The following is an 18,841-nucleotide window of genomic DNA, read 5'->3' as shown; positions in this document are numbered from 1 at the left end:
CGGCCCGTCGGCCGGGTGGTCAGGTCGCGCGGGACTACTCGATCAGGTCGGCCACGTCGAGCGTGACGTCGCCGTACCGGGCGAAGCCGCGGCTCCGGGGCAGGCCGTCCTCGCCCGGCCCCAGGTGCAGGCGCCCGCCGTGGACGATGCCCTCCCACGACATGCGCACCTGCATCTCGCCCTTCGTCTCGCCGGCGAGCCGCAGGTCGGCCGTGTAGACCGTGCCGTCGACGAACGAGCTCGTGGTGCTCTCGGTGCCGTCGTAGACGGCGACGCCGTCGTCGCTGAAGCCGTGGTAGCTCACGCTGACCCAGGCGGGGCGCCCCGAGTGCACGTCGCCCGCGCGGCGCTCCACGGTCGCGGTGCCGGAGTGCCGGCCGTGGACCTCGTAGCTCGCCTCCGTCGCGGAGGGCGTGCGGAGGAACTCCTCGGCGGCCGCGCCGGTGACGCCGTACGGGATGGTCGTCGGCGCGGGACGCACCCCGACCGGCTCGGCCGGCTCGTGATCGAGCAGGGTGGCGTACCGGACCCGCATCGTCTTCAGCGCGCCGGGCCGCTCGGTGCCGCGCAGCATCTCGATCCACATCACCTTGCGGCCCGAGGGGTGCCAGGACATCGGGGACACGTACACCCAGTCCTCGGCCGGGTCGTGCAGCGAGACGCCCGGGTAGTACCGGTCGCGGGCGGAGCGCTCGACGTCGATGAGCACCGGGCCGACGTTGCCCTTCCGGAACGCCCGGACGCCGGTGACGGCGTACCAGTACGCGGACCACGCGGCGACGCCGCCGGCGACGTTCGCGAGCGGGCGGGGGAGCAGGCCGAGCACCGCGAGGTCCGTGTGCCGGGAGGCCCGCGAGGTCATGACCAGGCCGAGGCGCTCGTCGGGGGAGAAGATCGTCGTCTCGTCGTACCCGGGGTTGTGCGTGACGCCCAGCCGGTCCCCGGAGTCCAGGCTCTGGACGACGGAGTCGGGCAGGAAGCCGCCGGCGCTGCCCACCGCGGAGATCGCCGTCCCGCCGCGGACGAACTGCTTGACCTCGCCGCCGCGCGACGGGGCCGGCACGACGTAGCCCGGGTGCTCGGGGTCCGGCAGGACCTCCTGCGTGGTGCTGATGAGGACCGGGTCGTCGATGACGTAGCGGTCGTCGGTACGGCGCAGACGCCCCCACGCGGCAGCCGCGCCCATGTCGGACCGCAGGATGGTCCAGGAGATGTACTGGTCGTCCGGCGAGACGATGATCTCGGACCAGTGGTGCGAGGTGAGCGGGTCCTCCTCGAGCCCCCACGGGTACTCGACGTCGACCAGCTCGGCGCTGGTGCACGTGTCCAGGTCGGGGGTGCACTCCAGGACGTAGTCGCCCAGGAGCATCCGCTTGTTGTCGGCGAAGGGCATGTGGCGGATCCCGTTGGCCTTCGCCTTCTGCGGGATGCGCCCGGTGAAGATCGTGGTGAGGCCGGTGCCGTCGTCGTCGACGGTGGCGATCCCGTACAGGTCGGCGTCGGCCGGGTCGGTGCGGTACAGCAGGAAGACCCGGCCGGAGGGGGTGTAGGTCGCGGTGACGTCCTGGACGCCCTCGGGCAGGGGGACGTCGGCCAGGTCGATCCGGCCGAACTCCTCGCTGGTGATGCGCATGGCGGTCTCCGCTCAGTTCTCGTGGGTGGCGGGGGCGGGCTTGGCGCCGTCGAGTCCGCGCCAGCGCCGGCGCAGCGCCCACGCCGCAGCCTTGGGCTGCCGGTCGCGGGTGAAGACGCCCTTCTTGTTGCCGCCCACGCGGTGGATGCCGTTCGAGGTCGCGAAGTCGGCGAAGTTCCACACCTGCTCGCCCACGAACTCGGGAAACCGGTCGAAGACCCGGTGGCACATCTCGTAGAAGGCGACCTGGTACTCCTCGGTCCACACCTGGTCCCACACGGAGTGCAGCCCGGGCTGGGTGTCGGCGCCGTACTCGGTCATCATCACCGGCTTGCCGGTGCGGGTGATCCAGCCCTGGATGTCGCCGTGCAGGTACTGCTCGGCCGTGGCGAGGTCGCCCGGGCCGACGTACCAGCCGTAGTACCTGTTCATGCTGACCACGTCGAACAGGTCGATGATCCGGTCGTTCTGGAACGTCGCGAACATGACGAGGGCGTAGGTCAGCGGGCGCGTCGGGTCGAGCTCGCGGGCGAGCTCGACGAGCGGCTGGAAGTACTCCAGGGCCCCCTCCTCGTTGGAGGCGGGCTCGTTCGCGAGGCACCACATGACGACGGACGGGTGGTTCTTGTCGCGGCCGATGAGCTCGCGGATGTGCTGGGCGTGCGCGGCCTGCGTCGCCTCGCCGGCGTACTGCTCGGAGAATGTCGGGAACGGCGGGGTGCCGGACATGCCGCCGACCACACCCATGTTGAGGCCCACGGCGGCCGTCTCGTCGATGACCACGATGCCGTGGCGGTCCGCGAACTCCAGGACCTCCTCGGCGTACGGGTAGTGCGACGTGCGGAAGGAGTTCGCGCCGGACCACTCCATGAGCTGGAAGTCGTGCACGAGGAGCGCGTCGTCGTGGCCCTTGCCGCGGACGGCAGCGTCTTCGTGCTTGCCGAAGCCGGTGAAGTAGAACGGCTCGCCGTTGATGAGGAACTGGTGCCCGTGCACCTCGACGGTCCGCACCCCCACCGGTAGCGTGTAGCTGTCGAGCACGCGTCCGCCGTCGTGCAGTTCCACCGTGAGGTCGTAGAGGTACGCGTTGCCGGGCTGCCACGGCACGACGTCCTCGACGGTCAGGCGACCCGCCGCGCCGGTGCCCTCGGCGACGAGCGCGCCGTCCGCGTCGGCGAGGCGCACCCGGACGTCGCCGGCGCCCTCGGTCTCGATCCGGTAGTCCACCAGCCCCGTGCTCCACTCGAAGCCGGTGGTGACGGTGATGTCCGTGACCCGCTCGCGCGGCACGCTGTACAGCCACACCGAGCGGGCGAGGCCCGCGTAGTTGTAGAAGTCGTGGAAGTACGTCTGCTTGCGGTTGCCGTCGGCGGCGACCTCGATCTTCCCCGGCGGGATCGTCACGTTCGTCAGCTCGTTGCTGACGGCCACGGTCAGCCGGAACTGCCCGCCGGCCGCGACCAGGTCGGTCACGTCGACGTCGAACGGGGTGTACCCGCCGACGTGCTCGCCGGCCAGGGTGTCGTCGACGTAGACGCGGGCGGCGTGCGTCGCGGCGTCGAAGCGGAGCAGCACGCGGTCCTCGCCCCACCCGCGCGGGACCCGGACGGTCCGCTGGTAGTACACCCAGCCGACGTGGTCGCGGACCGCGGGGTCGACGAACAGGTCGTTGTAGCTCGCCGGGACGGCCGCCTCGAGCGGCGTGTCCAGAGTCCCGCTCCACGGGGCGGCGCCGACGCGGGAGTCGATCGCGAACCGCCACGTGCCGTCGAGGTTGACGAGCTCGCGGGTGGGTGTGGCCTGGGGCTTCAGCATCGGTCGGGGACCTTCTCTCGCGTCGTTGCGGCGGTGTGCGGGGGGACCGGGCGCCCACGGGAGGTGCGAGCGCCCGGGGTTCAGCTGCCGGTGTACCGGAACCGGGTGACGAAGGCGTCCGAGCCGAGCGCCTCGACGCCGACGACCCGCCCGGTGAAGCCGCCGGCCACCTCGGTGGACAGGTAGCGCCCGTCGAGCCGAGCCAGCTCCGTGAAGCCTGCCGGCCCCTCGTGGCCGAGCACGAGCCTGTCGGGGCCGACCCGCTGCCCGGGCCGGCTCGCGTACGGCTCGGCGCGGATCGCCAGGGCGGCGCCGGGGTCGACGTCGTCGTGCGTGGCGAGCACCTGGTCGAGCGGCCCGACGACCGCCCGGGCCGCGACGGTGCGGCCGACGCGCTGGACGGCGACCTGGTGGGCGTCGTCCACGCGGAGCGTCAGGGCGACGTCGCCCTCGGCGTGCACGGCGGCCGACCAGGCGAGGTCCTGCACGCGGGTGGCGAGCAGGTGCACGGCGTCGCGTGCGGCGGCCGTCCGGCCGGCGCGCAACGCCAGCCCGTCCGGCCCGGGCCTCGCGAAGCCCGCGGGGTGGGCACCGGGCGAGACCCAGCGGGGGTGCAGGGCGGCGGCGGTGAAGTCCTCGTCGAACGCGCGTGGCGCCGGGTCGGGGGCGAAGCGGTCCTCGACCACCACGGGCCAGTCGTCCACCCAGTCGACGCCCACGAGGAAGGTCTCGCGGCCGTTGGTGTGCCACCGCGGGAACGCGCCGCGGGGGCGTGTGCCGAGGTGGACCATGGCCCAGGTGCCGTCGGTCAGCTCGACGAGGTCGGCGTGGCCGGTGGCCTGGACCGGTCCCGCTGTGCTGCGCCGGGTCAGCACGGGGTTGGCCGGCGCCGCCTCGAACGGGCCGCTGACCGCGCGCGACCGGGCCACGGTGACCATGTGCCCGTGGCCCGTGCCGCCCTCGGCGACGACCAGATACCACCAGCCACCGCGGCGCACGAGGTGCGGGCCCTCGGCGTGCGCGCCACCCGTCCCGGCCCAGACCAGCGCGGGTTCGGACAGCAGCGCCCCGGTGCGCGGGTCGACCCGCACCTGGGAGATCCCGCCGCGCACCGGGTCGGACCAGGTGAGGTGGCACACGCCGTCGTCGTCCCAGGCCAGGTCGGGGTCGATGCCGACGACGCCGGTGGTCCAGACGGGCTCGCTCCACGGGCCGGCGGGGTCCGCGGCGTGGACGATCAGGTGCCCGCGCTGGATCTCGTCGACGTTCGTCGTGGTGAGCCAGTACAGGCCGTCGCGGTGCCGGAGAGTGGGGGCGTAGATCCCGCCGCTCGCCCCGGGCACGCCGGGCCGCACCGTGAGCTGTGAGGGCCGGTCGAGCGCGTGGCCGACCGGCGTCCACGTGAGCAGGTCCCGGCTCTCGAACAGAGGGACGCCCGGGGCGTACTCGAAGCTCGACGTCGCCAGGACGTACCGGTCGCCGACGCGGCAGACCGAGGGGTCCGGGTGGTACCCCGGGATGATGGGCGTGCTCATCGTCCCCGTCCGGTGCTAGAGGCGGAAGGCGGCGCGGGGGATGGCGTCCACCAGGTCGTCGGCGATCCGCTCCGCGCCGGGGAGCGTCAGGCGGCCCTCTCGGACCAGGCGGGCGAGATACCCGGCGTCGGCCCGGCGGGCGGTGTCGTGACGGACGGGGATGGACAGGAACGCACGCGTGTCGTCGACGAACCCGGACGTCCGGTAGAAGCCCGCCGTCTCGGTGACCGCGGCCCGGTACCGGTCCATGGCGTGCGGCGCGTCGAGGAACCACCACGGCGCCCCGGCGCGCACCGACGGGTAGAAGCCGGCCAGGGGCGCGAGCTCGCGCGAGAAGGTCGTCTCGTCCACCGTGAACAGGATGAGCGACAGGCGCTCGTCCAGCCCGAAGCGCTCGAGCAGCGGACGCAAGCCGTCGGTGTACGAGGTCGGCACCGGGATGTCGTGGCCGGTGTCGGGACCGAAGCTACGGAGCGTGGCCGTGCTGTGGTTGCGCCGGACGCCCGCGTGCACGGTCATCACGAGGCCGTCCTCGACGCTCATGCGTGCCATCTGCAGCAGCATGTGCGCGCGGAACGTCGCCCGCTGGCGCGCATCGGCGGTGCCGGCCAGCACGGACCCGAACAGGCGTTCCGCCTCGGCGGCGTCCAGGTCGGCGGCCACCGGCTCGAGCACGCCGTGGTCGGCGGAGACCGCCCCGTTCGCGACGAAGTGGGCGCGCCTGGCGGCCAGGGCATCCAGGTAGCCGGTGAACGTCTGCGGCGAGCCGGTCGCGGACAGCAGCCGCTCGACGCGCTCGACGAAGTCGCGGCCGTCCGGGTCGAGGTAGGCGTCCGGGCGGAACGTGGGCAGCACGCGCAGGCCCGCGCCCTGCAGCAGCCGGTGGTCCGCCAGGTCGTCGAGCGGGTCGTCGGTCGTGGCGAGGACCGCCACGCGGAACGCGCTGAACAGCGACCGCGGCGTCATCCCGGGCTCGAGCAGGCGCGCCTGCACGGCGTCGTACACGGCGTCGGCCGTCGCGGGCGTCAGCGGGGTGCGGATCCCGAGGACGGTGGAGAGCTCCTCGTCGAGCCAGTACCCGGACGCGGTCCCGGCGAACAGGTGCCAGCGCTCGGCCAGCCGGCGCCACACCTCGCGGGGCTCGACGGCGCGCGCGCCCAGGCCCAGGTCGGAAAGCGGCAGGCCGGCGGCGTGCAGCAGCCGGGTGACGTAGTGGTCGTGCACGACGAAGAGCTCGGCCGGGTCGCCGAACGGCTCGTCCTTCGCGAGCAGGCTCGCGGGCACGTGGCCGTGAGGGCTGATGATCGGTGCGTCCGCCACGCGGGCGTAGAGGTCCCGCGCGATCGCCCGCGTCTGCGGGTCGGTCGGCAGCAGGCGGTCAGCATCGCGGGTACAGGCTGCAGCCCGCGCGTGCTGGGGCTCGGACATCGATGGCTCCGCTCCTGGGTGCTGCGAGGTGGGTCGGCCGCGTCGCCGGGTCGCCGTTCGCAAGAGGTGTGAGCGCGAGTGAACCACAGGCCGCGGGCGATTCGCAATCGGTTGCCGTCGAGCGACGCGCGGGGCGGTGCGTCGGCGTGCCGAGCCCCGTGACGGTCGTCGCAATCGGTTGCCGTCGTTCGCTGGGCGGTGGCGTCAGAGCGCGTCTGGGCCTGTCGCCGACCCTGCGCGGTCGGACGCGTCGGCGTCCATGATCAGGCCCATGAACGCCTCCACCAGCCGCCGCGAGTCCTGCTCCGGGTCGAGCAGCGCCTGGAAGCGGAGGCCGTCGATCATCGCCAGCACGAGGGTGACCTTGTCCTCGCCGGCGAGCTGCGGGCGCTGCGTGGGGACGGTCGGCCCCGTGCCGAACTGGCGTCGCAGGCGGGCCCGCCGCGTGCGGAAGAACTCGTGCGCGGGGTGCTGGGGGTCCGAGGCGGCCACCGCGAGCGACAGCCAGCTGCGCTGGTAGTCGGGGTCGGCGAACTCGTCGGCGAGCGCGGCGGCCAGCACCGCGGGCGCCGCGGCGCCGGACGCGCCGGCCTCCGCCGCCCGGTCCTGCTCGTCTGCCTCGTGCTGCGCCAGGGCGGCGATCAGCAGCTCGTCCTTGCCGGCGAAGTGCCGGAGCACTGCCGCGTGGGTGACCCCGGCTCGCGCCGCGATGTCGCGCAGGGACGCCCGCTCGTAGCCGTGGGTGGCGAAGCTCTCCACGGCGGCGCGCACGATCTGCGCCCGGCGGGCCGGGGTGGTCCGGTACGGCCCGCGGGCCGGGTGGTCGGCGTCGACGGTCATGGTCCTCCTCGGGCTTGCGCCAGGGACGCACGGCGGAGTCTAATGCCGTCGAACGGTAACCATGGTGGTTACTTTCAGGCCGATGCAGGCGTCGGTCACCACAGGCTCGAGGAGGAGCAGGTGCAGCAGCTCGATGTCGCCGACGGCGTGTTCGTCGTCACCGGCGGCGGGAACGGGATCGGCCGGGAGGTCGTCCGGCAGCTCGTGCGGGGCGGCGCGCACGTCGCCGCGGTCGATCTGCGGCCGGACGCCCTCGACGACCTCGCGCGGGGGACGACCGGGCCGGGTGCGCTCACGGTGCACGCCGTGGACGTCACCGACCTGGAGGCCGTGCGCCGGCTCGCCGCGACGGTGCTCGCGGAGCACGGGCACATCGACGGCCTGCTCAACGTCGCCGGGATCATCCACCGCTTCGCCCGGGTCCAGGACCTCACCGTGGCGGAGATCGACCGCGTCCTCACCGTGAACTTCCGCGGGGTGGTGCACACCTGCACGACGTTCCTGCCGCACCTGCTCGAGCGCGGGCGCGCCGGCGTGGTGAACGTCGGGAGCATGGGCGGGCTGGTGCCGTTCCCGGGCCAGTCGGCCTACGGCGCCAGCAAGGCTGCGGTCACCCTGTTCACCGAGGCGCTCCGGTCCGAGCTCGCCGGGACCGGCGTCGGCGTGACGATCGCGCACCCCGGTGCCGTCGCCACCGGCATCGCCGACAACTCCGGTGCCGCCCTGCCCGGGGCGGGCGGCGGCCGGACCCCCCGCATGACCACGCCGACCGACGCCGCCGCGCAGATCGTCCGCGGCCTGCGCGCCGGCACCCCGCGGGTGCTGATCGGCCGGGACGTGCGGCTCGTGAGCCGTCTCGCCCGCCTCGCGCCCGTGCGCACGGCCGGCCTGGTCGCCGGCCGCCTGAACTCCCTCCTGGACTGACGCCGGCCCCCGCCGCGTCCCACCCCGCGTCCCACCCCGTACGAAAGGTCACGCATGAGCACCGCCGGTTCCTTCCTCTGGGGCGCCGCCTCGGCCCCGCACCAGATCGAGGGCAACAACGTCAACAGCGACTTCTGGGCGAACGAGGGCCGGGTGCCCGGCATGGAGCGCTCGGGCGACGCCCTCGACAGCTACCACCGGTACGAGCAGGACATGCGCCTGCTCGCCGACGCGGGCCTGAACGCCTACCGGTTCGGCATCGAGTGGGCGCGCATCGAGCCGGTCCCCGGACTGGTCTCGCGCGCCGAGCTCGCGCACTACCGGCGGATGATCGACACCGCCGTCCGCCTCGGCCTCACGCCGGTGGTGACCGTGCAGCACTTCACCGCCCCCCGCTGGTTCGCCGAGGAGGGCGGGTGGCTCGGCGAGCGCGCCGTCGAGCGGTACGCCGCCTACGTCGATGCGGCCGCGCAGATCCTCGAGGACGTGCCGTGGGTCGTCACCATCAACGAGCCGAACATGCTCGCGATGATGGTGACGATGCAGAAGCGGACCCTGGAGTCGCAGGGCGAGTGGCAGAGCCCCACGGTCGACACGGACGACGACCGGACGGTCGACACCCGGGCCAAGCTCCCGGCGCCCGACCCCGGGATCGGGGCGGTCCTGGCCGCTGCGCACCACACCGCGCGCGACATCCTGCACGAGCGGACCGACGCGGCCGTCGGCTGGTCGGTGGCGAACCGTGCGTTCGCGTGCCGGCCCGGTGCCGAGGACGTCTTCGCCCGCCTGCAGCACGTGTGGGAGGACCTGTACCTCGAGGCCGCCCGCGGGGACGACTTCATCGGGGTGCAGGCGTACTCCAGCCAGTGGGTCGGCCCGGACGGCATCGAGCCGCACCCGCCGCACCCGGACAACACGCTGGTCGGTTCGGCCTACCGCCCGGACTCCCTGGGGATGGCGATCCGCCACACCTGGGGCGTGCTGGAGGGCACGGTGCCGGTGGTCGTGACCGAGAACGGCATCGCGACCGCCGACGACGCCCGGCGCATCCGGTACACCGACGCGGCCCTGCGCGGCCTGTTCGCCGCCGTTGACGACGGCATCGACGTGCGCGGGTACCTGCACTGGTCGCTGCTCGACAACTACGAGTGGGGGCACTGGGGCCCGACCTTCGGGCTCGCCTCCGCCGACCGCGAGACCTTCGTCCGCACGCCGAAGCCCAGCCTGGCGTGGCTCGGCGACGTCGCCCGCCGCGGCCGTCCCTGATCTGCGTCCCACCCCACGCCCACGAGACGAGGAAGTCGTCGTGTCCCAGCCGCACCACCCCACGGCCGCCGTCCCCCCGGTGGTCATCGCCCCCCAGCCGCTGACCGCGGGTGCGGGCGAGCCTCCCGAGACGCCGGCCACCGCCCTGACCGACCCGCCGCAGCGGCCGCTGAGCGCCGGCCACATCGTCTGGATGATGGTCGCCAACTTCGGCTCGTCCATCGCGCTGATGGTCCCGCTGTCGTACGCCCTCGCGGTCCGCATCGACGACCTGGCCCCCGGCCACGAGGAGCTGCTCGGGTACGTCACCGGCGTCGCGCAGATCGTCTACATCGTCCTGAGCCCGATGATCGGCCTGTGGAGCGACCGCACCCGGTCGCGGCTCGGCCGCCGGACGCCGTTCCTGCTGCTCGGCGCCGTGCTCGGTCTCCTGGCGCTCGCGCTCGTCGCGCTCGCCCCGACGGTGCCGCTGATCGGCCTCGGCTGGATCTTCGGGATGGCCGGGTGGTCCACGGTCGGCGGTGCGATCCAGAACCTCCAGGCCGACATCGTCCCCGAGCAGCAGCGCGGGCGCGTGTCCGCGCTGACGGGCATGACCTCCCAGGTCGCGCCGGTGCTGGGCATCGGGATCGCCTACTCCGTGGCGCACAGCATGCTGATGGTGTTCCTCGTCCCCGGGATCATCGGCATCGTCATGGTCGCCCTGCTCCCGCTGTTCAAGCCGGAGGGCAGCTCGGTCGGCCTGCCGCGGACCGGCCACGTCACCGTCCGGCAGCTGTTCGCGAGCTTCGGGTTCAACCCCCGCAAGTACCCCGACTTCGGGTGGAACTGGCTCGGGCGGTTCCTGTTCTTCATCGGCCTGTACTTCAACACCACCTTCGGGACGTTCTTCTACGCCCAGCGGCTGGACATGCCGGTCAAGAGCGTCGCGGGCGTCATCGCCACGGTCGGCATGATCGGCGTCGTGGCCGCGGCCGCCGGCGCGGTGGTCGGTGGGTTCCTGTCGGACAGGCTCGGCCGGCGCAAGCTGTTCACCCTGATCGGCGCGGTGCTGTTCGTCGTCGGCGCGGTCACCGAGGCGTTTGCGTACTCGCTCGTGCAGCTGGTGGTGGGCGCCGTGGTCATGCAGCTGGCCATCGCGGCCTTCAGCGCCGTGGACCAGGCGATCGTGTTCGCGATCCTGCCCGACCGCGCCCAGGCCGGCCGGTACATGGCCGTGGTCGCGTTCGCGCAGAAGATCCCGAGCGCGGTGGCCCCGCTCATCGCGCCGCTGATCATCACCGCGGGCGTGGCCGCCGGCGGTGACAAGAACTACACCCTGCTCTACCTCATCGGCGCGGTCTTCGCGCTCTGCGGCGGCCTGACGATCCTCTTCGGCGTCAAGTCCGTCCGCTGACCCCCGACCCCGCCCTCGCCCCGGTGTTCATCGGCCTCCTCACCACGGGGCGAGGGCGGACCCACCTGCACGACCAGAGGCCCCCTGGCCCCGCGCGGCCCCCAGCACCCGGAGCACCATGACCCACGCACCGCACCACCTGTCCGTCGACGCCGGGGACGTGTCCCGGCCGGTCACCGGCCCGCAGCCGCTGCTCGGCTGGCGGCTGCCCGACGGCTGGACGCGGCAGGACGGGTACACCCTCGAGGCGACCGTCGACGGGGAACCGCTCCCGCCCGTGCACGTCGAGCAGGAGCGGCACCTGTCGCAGGCCTGGCCGTGGCCGGCGCTCGCCAGCGGGCGACGGGTGCGCTGGCGCGTGCGCGCGCACCGCGCCGGCGAGCGGTCGCCGTGGTCGCGGGAGCACGCGTTCGAGGTCGGGCTGCTCGACGCCGACTGGACCGCGTCGTGGATCTCGCCTGCCGAGCCCGACGTGCCCGCCGCGCGCACCCGTCCCGCCTACGTCCTCGAGGGCGTGGCCGACCTGCCGTCGGCCCCGGTGCGCGCCCGGCTGTACGCCACCGCACTGGGGGTGTACGAGGTCCGGCTCAACGGCGCCCGGGTCGGGGACACGGAGCTCGCCCCCGGCTCCACGTCGTACGACCGCACCCTGTACGCCCAGGCCGAGGACGTCGACGGGCTGCTCGCCGCCGGCGAGAACCGGATCGAGGTCGTCCTGTCGGACGGCTGGTTCCGCGGCCGCTCCGGGGCGTGGCGCAAGCCGGGCGACTGGGGGCCGCGCACGGCCGCCCGCCTCGAGCTGCACGTGGACCTCGCCGACGGCACCCGTGCCGTCGTGGGGACCGGCCCGGGCTGGACGTCGCGCCGCAGCACGACGGTGGCCGCCGACCTCATGGACGGCCAGACCACCGACCTCGCGGGCGGAGAGGGGGAACGGCGGCCCGTGCTCCTCGACGTGGTCCAGGCCCCGCCGGTGGACTGGTCGCCCGCCCCGCCCGTCCGGGTCGTCGAGCACCGGGCGCCCGTGCAGGTCACGCGTGCTCCCTCGGGCGCCGTCGTGGTGGACTTCGGGCAGAACGCCTCGGGCTGGGTCCGGCTCGCCGACCTCGGCCCGCGCGGCACGCGCACCGTGATCGACCACGGCGAGCACCTCGGCCCCGACGGCGACCTGACCACCACGCACCTCGACTCCGCGCGGCCCGGCGAGGAGCCCACCCCGTTCGTCCAGCGCGACGAGGTCGTCTCGGCCGGGCGGCCCGGCGACGTGTTCGAGCCGCGGCACACCGTGCACGGCTTCCGGTACGCCCGGATCACCCGGGACGACGGCGGCGCGCCCGACCCCACGGCGCTCACCATGCAGGTGGTGCACACCGACCTGCGCACCACGGGGACGTTCGCGTGCAGCGACCCCGACCTGACCCGGCTGCACGACGTCGCCCGGTGGAGCTTCCGCGGCAACGCCGTCGACGTCCCCACGGACTGCCCCACGCGGGAGCGCCTCGGCTGGACGGGCGACTACCAGACGTTCGTGTCCACCGCCGTCCGGATGTTCGACGTCGATGGCTTCTCCCGCAAGTGGCTGCGCTCCGTGCGCGACGACCAGCTGGACGACGGCCGGATCGTGAACTCCTCGCCGGACTCCAACCACCTGCGCCGCCTCCCCGACGCGACCGTCGACCACATCACCGGGTCGGCGGGCTGGGGCGACGCGATCGCCCACGTCCCCTGGGTGCTCTACGAGACGTACGGCGACGTCGCCGCGCTCGCGGAGTCCTGGCCGGCGCTGGTGGGGTGGGTCGAGTTCGCTCTCGGCGCGGCCGCGTCGCGGCGGCACCCGTCACGGGTCGAGCGGTCGGCGGAGCCGCAGCCGCACGAGCAGTACCTGTGGGACGGCACGTTCCACTGGGGCGAGTGGTGCGAGCCCAAGACGCGCGCCGCCGACGGGACGCTCCAGAACGCGCTCGGCGCCGACCCCCGCGCCTGGTTCATGGCCGACAAGGGCGAGGTCGGCACCGCCTACCTGCACCGGACGCTGCGGCAGGCCGCGGACGCCGCCGCCGTGCTCGGCAAGCCCGGGGACGAGGCCCGCTACCGCGACCTCGCGGCCCGCGTCCGCGACGCCTGGCGCGCCGAGTTCCTGCTCCCGGACGGGCGCGTCTCGGTCGGCACGCAGGCCGCTCACGTGCGGGCCCTGGCGTTCGACCTCGTGCCGTCGGAGCTGCGCGCCGCCACGGTCCAGCACCTCGTGGACCTGGTGCACCAGGCGGACGATCACCTGACCACCGGGTTCCTGTCCACCGCGGACCTGCTGCCCGTGCTCGCGGACGGCGGGCACGGCGACCTCGCGTACCGGGTGCTGACCCGGCGCAGCTACCCGTCCTGGCTCACCATGCTCGACCGGGGAGCCACCACGGTCTGGGAGGACTGGGACGGCATCGACGCGCACGGGAACGCCAGCGCCTCGCTCAACCACTACAGCAAGGGCGCCGTCGTGCGGTTCCTGCACACCCACACCCTGGGCCTGCGGCAGGCACCCGGGTCCGTGGCCTGGGAGTCGTTCGTCGTCGCACCCGTGGTCGGCGGCGGACTGACCTGGGCGAGCGGCACGTTCGACGGCCCGCAGGGGCGGATCGACGTGAGCTGGCGGGTCGACGACACGACCTTCCGGCTCGAGGTCGTCGTGCCCGCGGGCTCGACCGCCGAGCTCCGGCTGCCCGACGGGACGTCCCGCGCCGCTGCGCCCGGCACCCACGTGCTCACCGGCCTGGCGCCCGCCGGGACGGCCGCATGACCTGACCGGGACCGGCCCCCGCCGGCCCCGTCCGCTCACCGACGAGAGGAACCGCCATGCCCGTGCCCGAGGTCTCCGAACGCCCGCTCGCCCAGCTCGTCTCGCTCCAGGACCGCACCGCGGTCGTCACCGGCGCCGCCCGCGGACTGGGGAAGGCCATCGCCGCCCGGCTCGCCGAGGCCGGCGCCCGGGTGGTGGTCGGCGACCTCGACGCCGACCGCGCCCGTGCGGCGGCGGCCGAGCTCGGCGCCCGGTACGGCACGGAGGTCGTCGGGCTCGCGATGGACGTCACCGACTCCGGGAGCGTCCGGGCGGTCGCCGACGCCGCCCGGGACCGGTGGGGGCGGCTCGACGCCTGGGTCAACAACGCCGGGGTGTTCCCCGCCGTGCCGCTCGACCAGATGCCCGACGCGACGTGGGACCTCGTGCTCGACGTCAACGCCCGCGGGACGCTGTTCGGCACCCGCGAGGCCGCGCGCGTCATGACAGACTCAGGGGCCGGCGGCGTCGTCGTGAACGTCGTGTCGACCGCCGGGTTCCGGGGGAGCGCCCCGGGCCTGGCGGCGTACGTGGCGTCCAAGCACGCGGTGCGCGGCCTGACCCGGCAGTCGGCCGTCGAGCTGGCGCCGCGGGACATCCGGGTGCTCGGCGTCGCTCCCGGATACGTGCCCACGGAGGGCAACCTGCTCGCCGCCGGCGCGCTGCCCGACGGTGCGGTGCCGGACGACGCCGTGCCCCTGATGCGGATGGCCCCCGCCGGCCGGGTCGGGACGCCCGACGACATCGCCCGCGTGGTGCTGTTCTGCGTCAGCGACCTGTCCGCGTACATGACCGGCAGCACGCTGCTGGTCGACGGCGGCGACACGGCCTGACCCCCGCACCCGCACCCCGCCCGCGTCGGCCCGAGCCACCCAGGAGCGTCATGCCCGCCACCCCCCGCCTGTCCGTCCAGCTCTACTCCGTCCGCGAGCAGGTCGCCGCCGACCCCGACGCGACCCTGGCGCGCCTGGCAGGGCTCGGGTTCGACGCCGTCGAGCCGTTCGCGCTGCTCGACCGCCCCGCCGCGCTCGCCGCCGCGCTCGCCCGGCACGGCCTGTCCGCGCCGAGTGCCCAGGCGCCGTTCCTGTCCGACGACATCGAGTTCGGGGGCCGGCGCGTGCCGCTGCCGCCGCTCGCGATGACGCTCGACGCGGCCCGGGCGGTGGGGGCCGAGATCCTCGTGGACCCGATGGTGCCGGCGGACCGGTGGCGCGACCGGGACGAGGTCGCCCGCACCGCCGACCGCCTCAACGCCGCGGCGGAGACGGCCGCCGGCGTCGGCCTGCGCGTGGGGTACCACAACCACGCGTTCGAGTTCGCGACCGGAGACGACGGCGTCAGCGCCTACGAGCACCTCGTGTCGCTGCTCGACCCGCGGGTCGTCCTGGAGGTCGACGTGTACTGGGCTGCCGTCGCGCGGCAGGACGTGCCCGCGCTGCTGTGCCGGCTCGGGGACCGGGTCCGGGCGCTGCACGTCAAGGACGGGCCGCTGGTGCCCGACCCCTTCGCCGGGCCCGGCGGATACGACCCCGCCGCGCTCGGCCAGGTCCCGGCGGGAGAAGGCGAGCTCCCGCTGACGGCGATCCTCGCAGCGGCCCCGCACGCCGAGCTCGACGTTGTGGAGTTCGACCACGCGCCGGGGGACCCGTTCGCGGCGGTGGCGGCGTCGGCGGCGTTCGTGCGCGGCGCGCGCGGGGTGGGCGGGCCGGGCTGAGCCGGCTCCGGGCCCGCTCGCGGACGTCGCCACAGGACCGCACACAGCGGCACCCCCGCCGCACGCGTGCGACGGGGGTGCCGGTCCTGCAGGTCAGGCGCTCACGGGAGCAGCCGTGGAACCTGACGATCAGACGTCGTAGTAGAGCTCGAACTCGTGCGGGTGCGGCCGCAGGCGGATCGGGTCCACCTCGTGCGAGCGCTTGTAGTCGATCCACGTCTGGATGAGGTCCGGCGTGAAGACGTTGCCGGCGGTCAGCCAGTCGTGGTCGGCCTCGAGGTTGTCGAGCACCTCGGTGAGGGAGCCCGGGACCTGCTGGATGAGCGCGTGCTCCTCCGGGGGCAGCTCGTACAGGTCCTTGTCGACCGGCTCCGGCGGCTCGATGCGGTTCTGGATGCCGTCCAGGCCCGCCATCAGCATGGCCGCGAAGGCCAGGTACGGGTTGGACGACGGGTCCGGCACGCGGAACTCGATGCGCTTGGCCTTCGGGTTCGAGCCGGTCACCGGGATGCGGATGCACGCGGACCGGTTGCGGGCCGAGTAGACCAGGTTGACCGGCGCCTCGAAGCCCGGGACCAGGCGGTGGTAGGAGTTCACCGTCGGGTTGGTGAACGCCAGCAGCGCCGGGGCGTGCTTCAGCAGGCCGCCGATGTACCAGCGGGCGAGGTCGGACAGGCCGCCGTAGCCCTTCTCGTCGAAGAACAGCGGCTTGCCGTCCTTCCACAGGGACTGGTGCACGTGCATGCCCGAGCCGTTGTCGCCGAACAGCGGCTTCGGCATGAAGGTCGCGGTGCGGCCGTCGGCGTGCGCCACGTTCTTCACGACGTACTTGAACAGCTGCACCTTGTCGGCCGACTTGGCGAGCGTGTCGAAGCGGTAGTTGATCTCGGCCTGGCCGGCGGTGCCGACCTCGTGGTGCGCCCGCTCGACCTCGAGGCCGAGGGCGTCCAGCTGCAGCGAGATCTTGTCGCGCAGGTCGGCGAAGTGGTCGACCGGCGGGACGGGGAAGTAGCCGCCCTTGTAGGGGGTCTTGTGGCCGAGGTTGCCACCCTCCTCGACGCGGCCCGTGTTCCAGGCGGCCTCGATGGAGTCGATGGAGTAGAACGACGAGTTCTGCTTCGTCTCGAAGCGCACGTCGTCGAAGATGTAGAACTCGGCCTCGGGCGCGAAGAAGGCGGTGTCCGCGATGCCCGTCGAGCGCAGGTACGCCTCGGCCTTCGCGGCGACCTGGCGGGGGTCACGCGTGTAGGGCTCGTCGGTGTACGGGTCGACGATGTGGAAGTTCAGGGCCAGGGTCTTCTCGACGCGGAACGGGTCGATGAAGGCGGTCGTGACGTCCGGGATGAGCTTCATGTCGGACTCGTTGATCGCCTGGAAGCCGCGGATCGACGAACCGTCGAACATCTGGCCCTCGACGAAGAAGTTCTCGTCCACGGACGCGGCCGGCACGTTGAAGTGCTGCATCACGCCGGGCAGGTCGCAGAACCGGACGTCGACGAACTTGACGTCCTCGCTCTTGATGAAGGCCAGGACTTCCTCTGGCTTGCTGAACATCCGCTGCTCCTCGGGTTGGCTTGCCCTCAGTCGGGCAGCCACGAGGCTAGGCGGGCCCAGTTTCCCTGTCGTGTACCGATTGTTTCGGGCGTGTTACGCGCCCCCGGGTTGGTGTTGCGGTCGTGTGACGGCGGGCGCCGGACCCGGCGCGGCGGCCGGTTACCGTGGGCGCATGGTCGATCGCGAGGACGTCGGTTCGTGGCTCTCCGGGCCGCCGCAGGGTCAGCCGGGGACGGCCCACGGCACCCGGCTGGGGCTGCCGCCGGAGGGCCGCGGGGCGCTCGCGCCGCTCGGTCGCCGCGTGCTGGCGCTCGTCATCGACTGGTTCCTCTGCCAGCTCATCGCGTTCGCCTTCCTGCCCGGCGACGCGCAGGCCTGGGGGACGCTCGCGATCTTCGCGGCCGAGAACGCGCTGCTGGTCGGCACGATCGGCACGACGGTCGGGCACCGGGTGCTCGGCATCCGGGTGCGCCGGGTCGCGCCGCCGCGGACGCTCGCCGACACGGGCGCGCGGCCGGACGCCGGGCCGGACATGCCGCCGAACCTGCTGCTCGGGCTGGTGCGGACCGTTCTGCTGTGCCTGGTGATCCCCGCGGTGGTGTGGGACGCCGACGGCCGCGGCCTGCACGACCGCACGGCCGGCACGGCCATCGTCCGCCGCTGACCCCTCGGCCTGGGCCCGGCGGCCGCCTGCGCCACGGAGTGGAAGGTTCGGACGAACACGCCGTGCGCGTGTCCGTCCGAACCTTCCACTCCGCGACCCGCTGGCTCCACGCGCCGCCCGCGCGCCGCGCTCGGGCCGGGTGGATCCGCCCGCACGGACCCGCACGGACCCGCACGGGCGCGCGGGGGCGCGTGGATCCGCCGCCCGTGAGCGGAGGGTTCTGCCCGACACGCCCGGCGTGTCCCGGCAGAAGCCTCCACTCACGCCGGCGCTCCCCGGCCGGCGGGATCCGCGCGCGGTGTGGATCCACCCGGACGGAAGCGCTCGGGCGCGCCGGTGCGGGTGGATCCGCTCGGCCGCCGCGGGCACCGGCGGCGAGCGTCGAGGGGACCGGGCGACCCCGCGGCGGGACGACGACGGGCCCGGTCCTCCGCGGAGGACCGGGCCCGTCGATGCGTGCAGGGGGCGGCTGCGGGTCAGCGGCCGCGCATGCCCTTGCGGTCCGGGCGGACGCGCATGGGGTCGATGCCCTTCGGGACCGGCATCTTCACCGCGCCGAGGGCCTGCAGGCGCTTGACGACCTCGCCGACCTCCTGCTTGGTGAGCTGCGGCTTGAGGCGCTGGACCTTGCGCGCGAGCTGCGGCAGCGGGACCTGGCCCTCCTCGCGGCCGACCTCGATGAGCGTGATCGGCACGCCCTGCAGGACGCGGGCGGTGCGCTTGCGCTCGGACTCGAGCAGCTTGCCGATGCGGTTCGCGGGGCCCTCGCCGATGAGCACGATGCCGGGGCGGCCGACGCCGCGGAACACGAGGTCCTGCGTGCGGGGCGCGATCGCGACGGGCTCCTCGGTGAACGTCCAGCCGCGGCGGATGGTGCCGACGGCGGACATCGCGGCGCCGGGCTGGCCCTCGATGCGGGAGTACGCGGCGCGCTCGGCGCGGCGGGTCAGGGTGAACATGGCGCCCAGCAGCGCGAACGGGATGCTGAGCAGCAGCCAGTACCACCACGTGAAGAACACGAGGCCGATGACGAGGCCGACGGCGACGATGCCGAAGAACACGGCGAGGATCAGCCAGGTGACCGCCGGGTCCTGCTGGCGGGTCATCTGGTACGCCTGCCAGACCTGGTGGTACCACCGGGTCTTCTTCACCTTCGCGGGCTTCGCGGGCGCGCTCGCGGCTGCGGACTTGTCACGGGCCATGACCCAGGAGTCTACCGGCGCCCGGACCCCCGCGACGCGC

General features: G+C 73.9%; 14 protein-coding genes. 7 read left to right on the top strand and 7 right to left on the bottom strand.

The window, feature by feature from the left end:
- Positions 1 to 34: 34 nt before the first annotated feature.
- From HNR08_RS21140 to HNR08_RS21120, 5 genes are all read right to left on the bottom strand, one after another.
- Positions 35 to 1,633, bottom strand: coding sequence for a hypothetical protein (locus tag HNR08_RS21140; protein WP_146840228.1), 1,599 nt, complete (start codon positions 1,631 to 1,633; stop codon positions 35 to 37).
- A 12-nt stretch (positions 1,634 to 1,645) separates the two neighbouring features.
- The gene (uidA, locus tag HNR08_RS21135; RefSeq protein WP_146840227.1) at positions 1,646 to 3,448 is read right to left on the bottom strand and encodes a beta-glucuronidase; all 1,803 of its coding nucleotides are present in this window, start codon (positions 3,446 to 3,448) and stop codon (positions 1,646 to 1,648) included.
- Positions 3,449 to 3,528: 80 nt separating this feature from the next.
- Positions 3,529 to 4,983 (bottom strand): glycoside hydrolase family 43 protein, encoded by a 1,455-nt coding sequence (locus HNR08_RS21130; protein ID WP_146840226.1) that lies wholly within the window; start codon positions 4,981 to 4,983, stop codon positions 3,529 to 3,531.
- Positions 4,984 to 4,998: 15 nt separating this feature from the next.
- Positions 4,999 to 6,411, bottom strand: a complete 1,413-nt coding sequence (uxaC, locus tag HNR08_RS21125; RefSeq protein ID WP_146840225.1) for a glucuronate isomerase — start codon at positions 6,409 to 6,411, stop codon at positions 4,999 to 5,001.
- A gap of 204 nt (positions 6,412 to 6,615) precedes the next feature.
- Positions 6,616 to 7,251 carry a TetR/AcrR family transcriptional regulator gene (locus tag HNR08_RS21120; protein WP_146840224.1) on the bottom strand — a complete coding sequence of 212 codons (636 nt, stop codon included), beginning with the start codon at positions 7,249 to 7,251 and terminating at the stop codon, positions 6,616 to 6,618.
- A gap of 120 nt (positions 7,252 to 7,371) precedes the next feature.
- Between HNR08_RS21120 and HNR08_RS21115 the strand changes: the two genes are divergently transcribed.
- The 6 genes from HNR08_RS21115 to HNR08_RS21090 all read left to right on the top strand — a co-directional run bounded on the left by HNR08_RS21115 (position 7,372) and on the right by HNR08_RS21090 (position 15,381).
- The gene (locus tag HNR08_RS21115) at positions 7,372 to 8,175 is read left to right on the top strand and encodes an SDR family NAD(P)-dependent oxidoreductase (RefSeq protein ID WP_246803170.1); all 804 of its coding nucleotides are present in this window, start codon (positions 7,372 to 7,374) and stop codon (positions 8,173 to 8,175) included.
- Positions 8,176 to 8,229: 54 nt separating this feature from the next.
- Positions 8,230 to 9,441, top strand: a complete 1,212-nt coding sequence (locus HNR08_RS21110; protein WP_146840221.1) for a family 1 glycosylhydrolase — start codon at positions 8,230 to 8,232, stop codon at positions 9,439 to 9,441.
- Positions 9,442 to 9,481: 40 nt separating this feature from the next.
- Positions 9,482 to 10,837, top strand: coding sequence for an MFS transporter (locus tag HNR08_RS21105; RefSeq protein ID WP_246803169.1), 1,356 nt, complete (start codon positions 9,482 to 9,484; stop codon positions 10,835 to 10,837).
- Positions 10,838 to 10,955: 118 nt separating this feature from the next.
- Entirely contained in the window at positions 10,956 to 13,628 is a 2,673-nt protein-coding gene (locus HNR08_RS21100) for an alpha-L-rhamnosidase (protein ID WP_146840219.1), read from the top strand.
- 56 nt (positions 13,629 to 13,684) lie between these two features.
- Positions 13,685 to 14,500 carry an SDR family NAD(P)-dependent oxidoreductase gene (locus HNR08_RS21095; protein WP_146840217.1) on the top strand — a complete coding sequence of 272 codons (816 nt, stop codon included), beginning with the start codon at positions 13,685 to 13,687 and terminating at the stop codon, positions 14,498 to 14,500.
- 50 nt (positions 14,501 to 14,550) lie between these two features.
- Entirely contained in the window at positions 14,551 to 15,381 is an 831-nt protein-coding gene (locus HNR08_RS21090; RefSeq protein ID WP_183835262.1) for a sugar phosphate isomerase/epimerase family protein, read from the top strand.
- 129 nt (positions 15,382 to 15,510) lie between these two features.
- On the opposite strand, the gene glnA is transcribed toward HNR08_RS21090, so the two are convergent.
- The gene (gene glnA / locus HNR08_RS21085) at positions 15,511 to 16,935 is read right to left on the bottom strand and encodes a type I glutamate--ammonia ligase (protein ID WP_146839915.1); all 1,425 of its coding nucleotides are present in this window, start codon (positions 16,933 to 16,935) and stop codon (positions 15,511 to 15,513) included.
- Between the two features lie 172 nt (positions 16,936 to 17,107).
- Here glnA and HNR08_RS21080 point away from each other — a divergent pair, with 172 nt between their 5' ends.
- Positions 17,108 to 17,599 (top strand): RDD family protein, encoded by a 492-nt coding sequence (locus HNR08_RS21080; protein WP_146839913.1) that lies wholly within the window; start codon positions 17,108 to 17,110, stop codon positions 17,597 to 17,599.
- Positions 17,600 to 18,075: 476 nt separating this feature from the next.
- On the opposite strand, the gene HNR08_RS21075 is transcribed toward HNR08_RS21080, so the two are convergent.
- Positions 18,076 to 18,801, bottom strand: coding sequence for a DUF4191 domain-containing protein (locus HNR08_RS21075; protein WP_146839911.1), 726 nt, complete (start codon positions 18,799 to 18,801; stop codon positions 18,076 to 18,078).
- Positions 18,802 to 18,841 lie beyond the last annotated feature (40 nt).

The sequence above is a fragment of the Cellulomonas hominis genome (assembly GCF_014201095.1).
GTDB lineage: Bacteria > Actinomycetota > Actinomycetes > Actinomycetales > Cellulomonadaceae > Cellulomonas > Cellulomonas hominis.
The sequence above is the reverse complement of the archived record's forward strand: the minus strand, read 5'-3'. Positions and strand labels throughout refer to the sequence as shown.

What these genes read in the sequence shown, in the direction of transcription:
- uxaC (WP_146840225.1), bottom strand. Translation starts at nt 6,411, where the DNA reads ATGTCCGAGCCCCAGCACGCGCGGGCTGCAGCCTGTACCCGCGATGCT.
- HNR08_RS21140 (WP_146840228.1), bottom strand. Translation starts at nt 1,633, where the DNA reads ATGCGCATCACCAGCGAGGAGTTCGGCCGGATCGACCTGGCCGACGTC.
- HNR08_RS21130 (WP_146840226.1), bottom strand. Translation starts at nt 4,983, where the DNA reads ATGAGCACGCCCATCATCCCGGGGTACCACCCGGACCCCTCGGTCTGC.
- HNR08_RS21120 (WP_146840224.1), bottom strand. Translation starts at nt 7,251, where the DNA reads ATGACCGTCGACGCCGACCACCCGGCCCGCGGGCCGTACCGGACCACC.
- glnA (WP_146839915.1), bottom strand. Translation starts at nt 16,935, where the DNA reads ATGTTCAGCAAGCCAGAGGAAGTCCTGGCCTTCATCAAGAGCGAGGAC.
- uidA (WP_146840227.1), bottom strand. Translation starts at nt 3,448, where the DNA reads ATGCTGAAGCCCCAGGCCACACCCACCCGCGAGCTCGTCAACCTCGAC.
- HNR08_RS21110 (WP_146840221.1), top strand. Translation starts at nt 8,230, where the DNA reads ATGAGCACCGCCGGTTCCTTCCTCTGGGGCGCCGCCTCGGCCCCGCAC.
- HNR08_RS21080 (WP_146839913.1), top strand. Translation starts at nt 17,108, where the DNA reads ATGGTCGATCGCGAGGACGTCGGTTCGTGGCTCTCCGGGCCGCCGCAG.
- HNR08_RS21095 (WP_146840217.1), top strand. Translation starts at nt 13,685, where the DNA reads ATGCCCGTGCCCGAGGTCTCCGAACGCCCGCTCGCCCAGCTCGTCTCG.
- HNR08_RS21100 (WP_146840219.1), top strand. Translation starts at nt 10,956, where the DNA reads ATGACCCACGCACCGCACCACCTGTCCGTCGACGCCGGGGACGTGTCC.
- HNR08_RS21090 (WP_183835262.1), top strand. Translation starts at nt 14,551, where the DNA reads ATGCCCGCCACCCCCCGCCTGTCCGTCCAGCTCTACTCCGTCCGCGAG.
- HNR08_RS21075 (WP_146839911.1), bottom strand. Translation starts at nt 18,801, where the DNA reads ATGGCCCGTGACAAGTCCGCAGCCGCGAGCGCGCCCGCGAAGCCCGCG.